The organism is Methylobacterium sp. yr668 (genome assembly GCF_900116245.1).
Lineage (GTDB): Bacteria > Pseudomonadota > Alphaproteobacteria > Rhizobiales > Beijerinckiaceae > Methylobacterium.
The window spans coordinates 1-9,859 of sequence record NZ_FOZY01000065.1; the positions used below are offsets into that span (position 1 = coordinate 1).

The 9,859-nt window shown below is 78.0% G+C and carries 2 protein-coding genes; both read left to right on the forward strand.

The window, feature by feature from the left end:
• Positions 1–4,020, forward strand: a 4,020-nt coding sequence (locus BM419_RS30705) for a non-ribosomal peptide synthetase (RefSeq protein ID WP_139257173.1), incomplete at its 5' end; no start/stop codon positions are given.
• On the forward strand, positions 4,017–9,859 hold a 5,843-nt coding region (locus BM419_RS30710; protein WP_091928671.1), incomplete at its 3' end, for a non-ribosomal peptide synthetase. The genes BM419_RS30705 and BM419_RS30710, both read left to right, overlap by 4 nt.

Genomic DNA, 9,859 nt, shown 5'->3' on the forward strand with positions numbered 1-9,859 from the left:
GTCGGCGAGCTCTACATCGGCGGCCTCGGCCTCGCCCGGGGCTACCGCGGCCAGCCCGGCCTGACCGCCGCGCGGTTCGTGCCCGACCCGGAGGCCGGGCGCGGCGGCGCGCCGGCCGGGGCGCGGCTGTACCGCACCGGCGACCGGGCGGCGTGGCGGGCGGACGGGCAGCTCGACTACCGCGGGCGGGCGGACGATCAGGTCAAGATCCGCGGCCAGCGCGTGGAGCCGGGCGAGGCGGCCGCCGCGCTGCGGGCGCTGCCGGGTGTCGCCGAGGCGGCGGTGGTCGCCCGTCCCGGTCCGGACGGGGGGCTGCGGCTGGTGGGCTACGCGGTGCCGGCGGCCGGCGGCGCGCTCGACGAGCCCGCGCTGCAGCGCGCCCTGGCCGACACACTGCCCGACGCGCTGCGCCCCGCCCGCATCCTCGCCCTGCCCGCCCTGCCGGTCTCCGCCAACGGAAAGCTCGACCCAGGTCGCCTCCCCGAACCCGACTGGGCGGCCACGGGCCGGCGCGGGCCGCGCACCGCGCGCGAGGCGGCCGTGGCGCAGGCCTTCGCGCAGGTGCTCGGCCTCGACGCGGTCGGGATCGACGACGGCTTCTTCGACCTCGGCGGCCACTCGCTGCTCGCCACCCGCCTCGTCAGCCGGCTGCGCGCGGCGCTCGGCGTCGAGCTGCCGCTGCGCGCCGTGTTCGAGGCCCCGACGGTCGCGGCGCTGAGCGGGTGGATCGCCGCGGGTGGCGACGCGGGTGAGGACGCGGGCGAAGAGGCGGCCGGACACGTCGGCCCCGCGCGCACGCCCCTCGTCGCGCGCCCGCGGCCGGATGTCGTCCCGCTCTCCGCGGCCCAGACCCGGATGTGGCTGCTGTCGCGGATCGACGGTGCGCATCCCTACACCATCCCGATCGCGCTCCGCCTCACGGGCCCGCTCGACGCCGACGCGCTGCGCGCGGCCCTCGCCGACGTGGTGGCGCGCCACGAGAGCCTGCGGACCCGCATCGTCGCGATCGACGGGGCGCCGGCGCAGCAGGTCCTGCCGCCCGACGCGGCGCGGCCCGGCCTCGACCTGTGCGCGGCGGACCCGGAATCGTGGCCGGACGCGCTGTCCGCGGCGGCGCGGGCGCCCTTCGACCTGGCCGTCGACCTGCCGATCCGCGCGCGGCTGTACCGGTTCGGCCCGGACGCGCACGGGCTCCTCCTCCTGATCCACCACGTCGCCGCCGACGGCTGGTCGCTGACTCCGCTGATGCGCGATCTCGCGGCGGCCTACGCGGCGCGGTGCCGCGGCGCGGCGCCGGAGCGCCCGGCCCTGCCGGTGCAGTACGCGGACTACGCGCTCTGGCAGCGCGACCGTCTCGGCGACGAGGCCGACCCGGACAGCCTGATCGCCCGCGAGATCGGCTACTGGCGCGCGCAGCTCGCGGGGCTGCCCGAAGGCCTCGCGCTGCCTACCGACCGGCCGCGCCCGGCGACGGCGAGCCACCGCGGGCGGCGCGTGCCCCTCGCCCTCGGGCCGGATCTCCACCGCGCGCTGGCGGATCTCGCGCGGCGCGAGCGGGCGAGCCTCTTCATGGTGCTCCAGGCCGGCCTGTCGGCGCTCCTGACCCGCCTGGGCGCGGGCGAGGACATCCCGCTCGGGAGCCCGATCGCGGGTCGCACGGACGAGGCCCTCGACGGCCTCGTCGGCTGCTTCGTCAACACGCTCGTGCTGCGGACCGACACGTCCGGCGACCCGAGCGGGCGCGACCTCGTGGGGCGGGCCCGCGCCGTCGCGCTCGAGGCCTACGCGCACCAGGACGTGCCCTTCGAGCGCCTCGTGGAGGTGCTGAACCCGCCGCGCTCGCTCGCGCGCCATCCCCTGTTCCAGGTCATGCTGGCGCTTCAGGACGGCGTGCCGGATTCGTTCGATCTGGCCGGCCTGCGCGCCGTCCCGGATCCGGTCGGTTCCGGGGCCGCGCGGTTCGACCTCGCCTTCGACCTCGTCGAGCGGCGCGGGGCCGACGGGACGGAGGCGGGCGTCGTCGGCCACCTCGAATACGCCACGGACCTCTTCGAAGAAGCCGGCGCGACCCGCCTCGCGGACCGGTTCGCGCGGCTGCTCGCGGCCCTGGCGGCCGCGCCGGACCGGGCAATCGGGGATCTCGACCTGTTCGAGGCCGGCGAGCGGCGGCAGGTCCTGACGGACTGGAACGCGACGGCGCGGGCGGTGCCGCCCGAGACCCTGCCGGCCCTCGTCGCCGCGCAGGCGGCCCGCACGCCGGAGGCCGTCGCCCTGGTGGCCGGTTCGGAGGTGCTGCGCTACGCGGAGCTCGAGGCCCGCGCCAACCGGATCGCCCACGCGCTCATCGCCCGCGGGATCGGACCGGAGAACATCGTGGCGGTGGCGCTGCCGCGCGGGCCGGACCTCGTCGCGGCGCTGCTGGGCGTGCTCAAGGCCGGGGCGGCCTACCTGCCCCTCGACCCGGGCTACCCCGCGGAGCGGCTCGCCCTCATGCTGGCCGATGCCCGGCCCGCCGGCCTCGTGACCGTCGACGGGTGGCCGCGGCCGGACGGCCTGCCCGCCCTGGTGCTCGACGCCCCGGACGGGCGCGCGGCGCTCGCGGCCGCGCCGGCCCGCGCGCCGACCGACCGGGACCGGGCGCGCCCGCTTGTGCCGGCCCATCCCGCCTACGTGATCTACACGTCCGGCTCCACGGGCCGGCCGAAGGGGGTCGTGGTCCCGCATGCCGGCCTGACCAACCTGCTGCACGACCTCGTCGATCGCCTCGGCGTGACGCCGGCGGACCGGCTGCTCGCCGTCACAACGGTCGGCTTCGACATCGCGGGCCTGGAACTGTTCGGGCCGCTCCTCCGCGGCGCGCGCGTGGTGCTGGCCGGGCGGGACGACCTGCTCGATCCCGGGCGTCTGGCGCAGCTCGTCCGCGAGGCGGGCATCACGCTGATGCAGGCCACGCCGACGCTGTGGCGCGGCCTCGCGGAGACGGACGCCCTGCGCGGCGTGCGGGTGCTGGTGGGCGGCGAGGCGCTGCCGCCCGACCTCGCGAGCGCCCTGAGCGCGCGGGCGGCGCGGGTCACCAACCTCTACGGCCCGACCGAGACCACGATCTGGTCCACGGCGGCCGAGATCGTGCCCGGCGCGGAGGCCGTCACCGTCGGCGCGCCCCTGTGGAACACGCAGGCCTACATCCTCGACGGAGGCCTGCGGCCGGTCCCGCCGGGCACGGTCGGCGAACTCTACCTCGCGGGCGCCGGGCTCGCCCGCGGGTATCTCGGGCGGCCGGGGCTCACGGCCGAGCGCTTCGTCCCCTGCCCCTTCGGGCCACCCGGCGCGCGCATGTACCGGACCGGCGACCGGGCGCGCTGGCGCGCGGACGGGACCCTCGACTACCGCGGCCGCGTCGACCACCAGGTGAAGATCCGCGGCGTGCGCATCGAACCCGGCGAGGTCGAGGCGGCGCTGATCGCACAACCCGGCGTCGCGCAGGCCGTCGTGACCGCGCGGCAGGACCGGCCCGGCGACGCGCGGCTGGTGGCCCACGTCGTCCCCGGCCCCGGGGCGGCGCTCGACCCCGCGGAGCTGCGCCGGGCGCTCGCCGCGACGCTGCCGGACGCGATGATGCCGGCGGCCGTCGTGACGCTCGATGCCCTGCCGCTGACCCCCAACGGCAAGGTCGACCGCGCCGCCCTGCCGGCGCCGGAGCCGGTCGCCGACCCGGCCGCCGACCCGCCGCGGACCGGGACGGAGCGCCGCCTCGCCGCTGTCTGGGCCGAGGTGCTGAACCTCCCCTCGGTCGGGCGCGGCGACAACTTCTTCGCCCTGGGCGGGCACTCGCTCCTCGTCGCCCGGGTCGTCGCGCGCCTGAGCGAGGCGCACGGCATCGTCCTGCCCCTGCGCGCCGTCTTCGAAGCGCGCACCCTGGCGGATCTCGCGGTCGCGATCGACGGCCGGGACGCGGGTGGCGCGGACGCCGACATCGACGCGATGAGCGACCTCCTCGACGCGCTGGAACACGCCGAATGACCGACACCGGCCCCTCGCGGGACGACCAGCTGCGCGCCCTGGCGGCGCGCTTCTCCGCGCTGCCCGACGGCAAGCGCCGCCGGTTCGTGCAGGACCTCGCCGCGCGCGGCCTCGACGCGGACCGCCTGCCGATCCTGCCCGCGGAGGGCGGCGACGCGGGACCGCTCTCCGACGCGCAGCGCCGGTTCTGGCTCCTCTGGCAGCTCGACCCGGAGAGCCCCGCCTATCACATCGTCGGCGCGCTGCGCCTGACCGGTCCGCTCGACCCCGAGGCGCTGGACCGGGCGTTCGCCGGCGCCGTCGCCCGTCACGCGGGCCTGCGCGCGCGCTTCCCCCTGCGCGACGGGGAGCCGGTGCAGCAGGTCGACCCGGCGGGCACGTTCGCGATGGCCCGCCACGACCTGACCGGCTGCGACGCGGCCGAGGCGCGGGCGCGCCGCGCCGCGATCGAGGCGGCCGTCGAGCGGGCGCCCTTCGACCTCGCGCGCGGGCCCCTGCTGCGCGCCGCCCTGGTGCGCGAGGCGCCGGACCGGCACGTCGTCTTCCTGACCCTGCACCACATCGTCGGCGACGCCGTGTCGATGGACCTGCTGATCGATGCGGTCGCCACCGGCTACGGATCCGACGCGCCGGAGAGCGCGGCCCCTGCCATCACCTACGCGGATTACGCCGCCTGGCAGGCGCGGATGCTGGACGCGGGCGCCCAGGCCGCGAGCCTCGAGTTCTGGACGGACCTCCTCGGCACGGAGCACCCCGTCCTCGCCCTGCCCGCCGACCGGCCGCGCCCCGACGTGCCCAGCTTCACCGGGGAGACGCTGACCTTCCCGCTGCCGCCCGCGACCGCGGCGGGCATCCGCGCCCTGGCCCGCCGCGGCGGCGCGACCGCGTTCCACGTCCTCGCCGCCGGCTTCGCGATCCTGCTCCAGCGCCTCGGCGGCGAGCGCGCTCTCCGCCTGGGCGTGCCGGTGGCGAACCGCACCCGGCCCGAGACCGCGGGCGTGATCGGCAGCTTCGCCAACACCCTGGTGCTGCCCTTCGCGTTCGACCCGCTGGACAGCTTCGCCGCGTGCGTGGAGGCGACGCGGGCGCTCCTCGTGGAGGCCCAGGCCCATCAATCCGTGCCGTTCGAGCGGCTCGTGAGCGCCCTGAGCCCCGACCGGCATCCGGGCCGCAATCCCCTGTTCCAGGCGATCGTCCAGCACCTGCAGGAGCGCCCGCTCGCCACGATCCGCCTCGGCGACCTGTCGGTCGAGCGCGTCCCCCGCGCCACCGGCAGCGCCCACGTGGATCTCGGCCTGACCACGCTGGAGGACGCGCAGGGCGGCTTCACCGCGCACCTCACCTACGCCCGCGACCTGTTCGACGCGGCCACCGTCGCGCGCTGGCGCGACCATTTCCTGACCCTGCTGGGCAGCCTCGTCGCGGCGCCGGACGCGCCGATCCACGGGGCGCCCCTGCTCACACCGGGCGAGATCGCGCGGCTGAACCCGCCCTCCGCGCCGTCCGAGGTCGACGGGCAGCCCGTTCACGTGACCATCGCGGGGTTCGCGCGCACGGACCCCGAACGGACCGCGGTGATCTTCGCCGATCGCGCCACGAGCCGCGGCGCGCTGGACGCCGAGGCGAACCGCCTCGCGCACCGTCTCGCCGAGGCCGGCATCGGCCCGGACACGGTCGTCGCCGTGATGCTGCCCCGCTCGCCCGGCCTGCTCGCCGCCTATCTCGGCGTGCTCAAGGCGGGTGGCGCCTACCTGCCGCTCGGGCTCGACCTGCCGGACGCGCGGATCGCCGCGATGGTCGCCGACAGCGGCGCGCGCGTCCTCGTCACGGATCGCGCCCATGCCGGCCGCGGGCCGGCCGCGGTCCCGCGGATCCTGATCGACGCGGACGCGCCGGACGCGGGCGCGGGGCCTCCACCCCCGGTGGCGCTCCACCCGGAGAACCTCGCCTACCTGATCTACACCTCCGGCTCGACGGGGAAGCCGAAGGCGGTGGCGGTCGCGCACGGCCCGCTCGCGATGCACGTCCGCGCGACCGCACCGCTCTACGAGATGGACGCGGACTCCCGCGAGTTCCACTTCATCACCTTCAACTTCGACGGCGGGCACGAGCGCTGGCTGACGGCGCTCGCCTGCGGCGCCAGCCTCGTGCTCCGCGACGACGCGCTCTGGTCGCCGGCGGAGGTGTTCGCGGCGTTCCGCCGGCACGGCGTGACCAATGCCGGCTTCCCGCCGAGCTACGTCCGGGAACTGACGCGCTGGGCCGAGCAGGAGGGCGGCGCGCCGACCCTCGACCTGCTCTCCTTCGGCGGCGAGGCGATGCCGCGCGACGAGCTCGCGCGCGTCAACCGCGCCCTCGGGCCGCGCCGCCTCATCAACGGCTACGGGCCGACCGAGACCGTGGTGACGCCGCTCGTCTGGAAGGTCCCCGCCGGCACGACCTGCGACACGCCCTACGCGCCGATCGGCAGCCCGGTGGGCGACCGGACGGCCTGGATCCTCGACGACGCGCTGCACCCGGTTCCGGTTGGGGTGGTGGGCGAGCTCTACATCGGCGGCACCGGCCTCGCCCGCGGCTATCTCGGACGCCCCGGCCTGACCGCCGAGCGCTTCGTGCCCGACCCGTTCGGAAGGCCCGGCGCGCGCCTCTACCGCACCGGAGACCGCGCCGCCCGCCGCCCCGACGGCGCCCTCGACTACCGCGGACGCGCCGACGAGCAGGTCAAGATCCGCGGCCAGCGCGTCGAGCCCGGCGAGGTCGCCGCCGCTCTGCGCGCGCAACCCGGCATCGCCCAGGCCGCCGTCGTCGCCCGCCGCAAACCCGGCGGCCCCGCGCGGCTCGTGGCCTACGCGGTGCCCGCGCCGGGCGCGCACCCCGACCCGCAGGAGCTGCGCCGCGCCCTGGCCCGCGACCTGCCCGAGGCCCTGGTGCCGGCCGCGATCGTCCTGCTCGATGCCCTGCCGCTCTCGACGAGCGGCAAGCTCGACGCCCGCGCCCTGCCCGAGCCCGACGCGGACGCGTCCGCCCGGGACGCCGACCCGCCGCGCACGGCGACCGAGCGGCGCCTCGCCGATCTCTGGGCCGCGGTGCTCGGCCTGCCCGGCCCCGACGCCGTCACCCGCTCCGACACCTTCTTCGAGCGCGGCGGCGATTCCATCCTCGCCCTCCAGCTCGTCACGCGCGCCCGTCAGGCCGGCCTGACGCTCACCCCCCGCGACGTGTTCACCCACCAGAGCCTCGCCGCCCTCGCCGCGCACGCCGAGCGCCAGGGCGCACGCCCGGCGCTCCCCGCGCGCGACGCGGCGACCGATCCGGGCCTCGAGGCCGGCCCGGTGCCGCTGACCCCGATCCAGAGCTGGTTCCTGGCCGCGCCGATGCCGCGGCGCGCGCACTGGAACATGGCCGTGCTGCTCGTCCCGCGGGCGCGCCTCGCGGCGGACCGCGTCGCGGAGGCGCTCGCCGCGCTGTCCACCGCCCATCCGGCCCTGCGGCTGCGCTTCGCGCAGGCGGCCGACGGCGGCTGGCGGCAGACCTGCACCGGAGCCGACGCCGTCGCGGCCGCCGGGTCGCTGTGGCGCCGCGAGGCCCGGGACGCGGCCGCCCTGGCGGCGCTGGCCGAGGCCGCGCAGACGAGTCTCGACCTCGCCCGCGGGCCGGTGCTGCGCGCCGTCCTGGTCGATCCGGCCCCGGACGGCGGGCAGCGCCTCCTCCTCGTCGCCCACCACCTCGTGGTCGACGCCGTCTCCTGGCGCATCCTGGTGGCGGATCTCGCCCTGGTCCTCGCGGGGCGGACCCTGCCGGCGCCCGCGACCTCCTTCCCCGCCTGGGCCCGGCACCTCGACGCCCTGGCCCGGGATCCGGCCGAGGCCGACCGCCGCCGCGCCTGGGCCGAGGCCTGGGCGGCGCAGCTCGCGCCGCCCGCATGGGGCCTCGAACCTGCCCGGCCCGACGCCCCCAACGTCGAATCCGCCCAGACCGAGATCGCCGAAAGCCTCGACGCCGACACCACCGACGCCTTCCTGCGCCGGGCCGGCCGGCCCTACCGCACGCGCCCCGACGAACTCCTGCTCGCGGCGCTCGCGGTGGCGGTGTCGCGCCGCTGCGGCGGGCGAGCCGTGCGCGTCGTGCTCGAGGGCCACGGTCGCGATGCCGACGCCCTGGCGGACAGCTTGGCGGACGCGGCCGGCGAGGCGGCGCGCCACGACCTGAGCCGGACGGTGGGCTGGTTCACCACGCTGGTGCCGCTGCGGCTCGACCCCCTCGGCGGCGAGCCGGACCTGCCGCCGGACCTGCCGCCGGACGACGCCGCCCGCGGCCACGCCCTCGGTCCCCTCCTCGGCCGCGCCCTCTGCCGGGTCAAGGAAGCCCGCCGCGCCCTGCCCCAGCCCGACCTCAGCCACGACCTCCTGCGCCACGGCCCCGTCGCGGACCTGCGCCACCGCATCGCCGCGACACCCGAGCCCGGCATCCTCCTCAACTACCTCGGCCAGATCGACGCCGACCGCGCCGACCCCGACGCGCCCTTCGCCCTCGCCCCCGAGAGCGCGGGGCCCATGCGCGACCCCCACAGCCCCGCGGGCGCCGAGCTCACCCTCACCGCCCTCGTGCGCGACGGTCGTCTCCACCTCGCGTGGCGCTTCAGCCCCGACCGCCACGATGCCGCCGCCATCGCCGCCATCGCCCGCGACACCCGGCACACCCTCCAGGCCCTCGTCGCCCACTGCGCCGACCCGGGCACCCCGCGACGGCCCACCCCCGCCGACCTGCCCCTCGCCCGCCTCGACCAACCCGGCCTCGACACACTCCTGGCCGACGCCCGCGCGGCCGGTACCCTCGACCCCGACAGCCTCGCCGACCTCTACCCGCTCACCCCCCTGCAGGAGGGCCTGCTCTTCCACGCCCGCCTCGCCCCCGGGGACGCGGCCTACCGCAACCAGGTCCGCCTCGACCTCGAACCCCTCGACCCCGACCGCTTCGCCCGCGCCGTCCGCGCCACCCTCGAGCGCCACGACGTCCTGCGCACCGCCATCCTCGACCCCGCCGACGGCCCGCCCCTCCAGGCCGTCCTCGACCCCGTGCCCCTGCCCCTCGCACGCCTCGACTGGACCGGGGCGCCGTCGAGCCAGGATGCGCCGCACGAGGACGCCCCGGACGAGGATGCCCGCGCCGACCGCCTCGCCGCCTTGGCCGCCGAGGAACGCGCCCGGCCCTTCGACCTCGCCCGGGCCCCGCTCCTGCGCCTCGTCCTGGTCCGCACCGGACCGGACCGCCACCACCTCGTGCTCACCGTCCACCACCTGATCCTCGACGGATGGAGCACCGCCCGCCTCGTCGCCGAGGTGCTCGCCCGCTACCGCGGAGAGGAACCCGAGCCCGTCACAGGACGCTTCGCCGACTACCTCGCCTGGCTCGCCCGCCAGCCGCGGGCCGCCGCCGAGCGCTTCTGGCAGGACGCCCTCGCCGGCCTCGACGCCCCCACCCGCCTCGCCGACACCTTCGACCCGCCCGGCACGCCCGGCGCCCGCGACGGACAGCGCCCCCCCGGCCACGGCGAGGTCCGGCATCACGGCGAAGTCCGGCATCACGGCGAAGTCCGGCACCGGGTGCCGCCGGCCGCCGCCGGGCGGCTGCTCGCCCGCGCCCGGGCCGCGCACCTCACCCTCAACACCTGCGTCCAGGCCGCCTGGGCCCGGCTCGTGGCCGCCCGCACCGGGCAGACGCGCGTCGCCTTCGGCACGACCGTGGCCGGGCGCCCGGCCGACCTGCCCGGGGCCGAGACCGTGCTCGGGCTGTTCATCAACACCCTGCCGGTGGTCGTCGACCTCGACCCGGCCCGGCC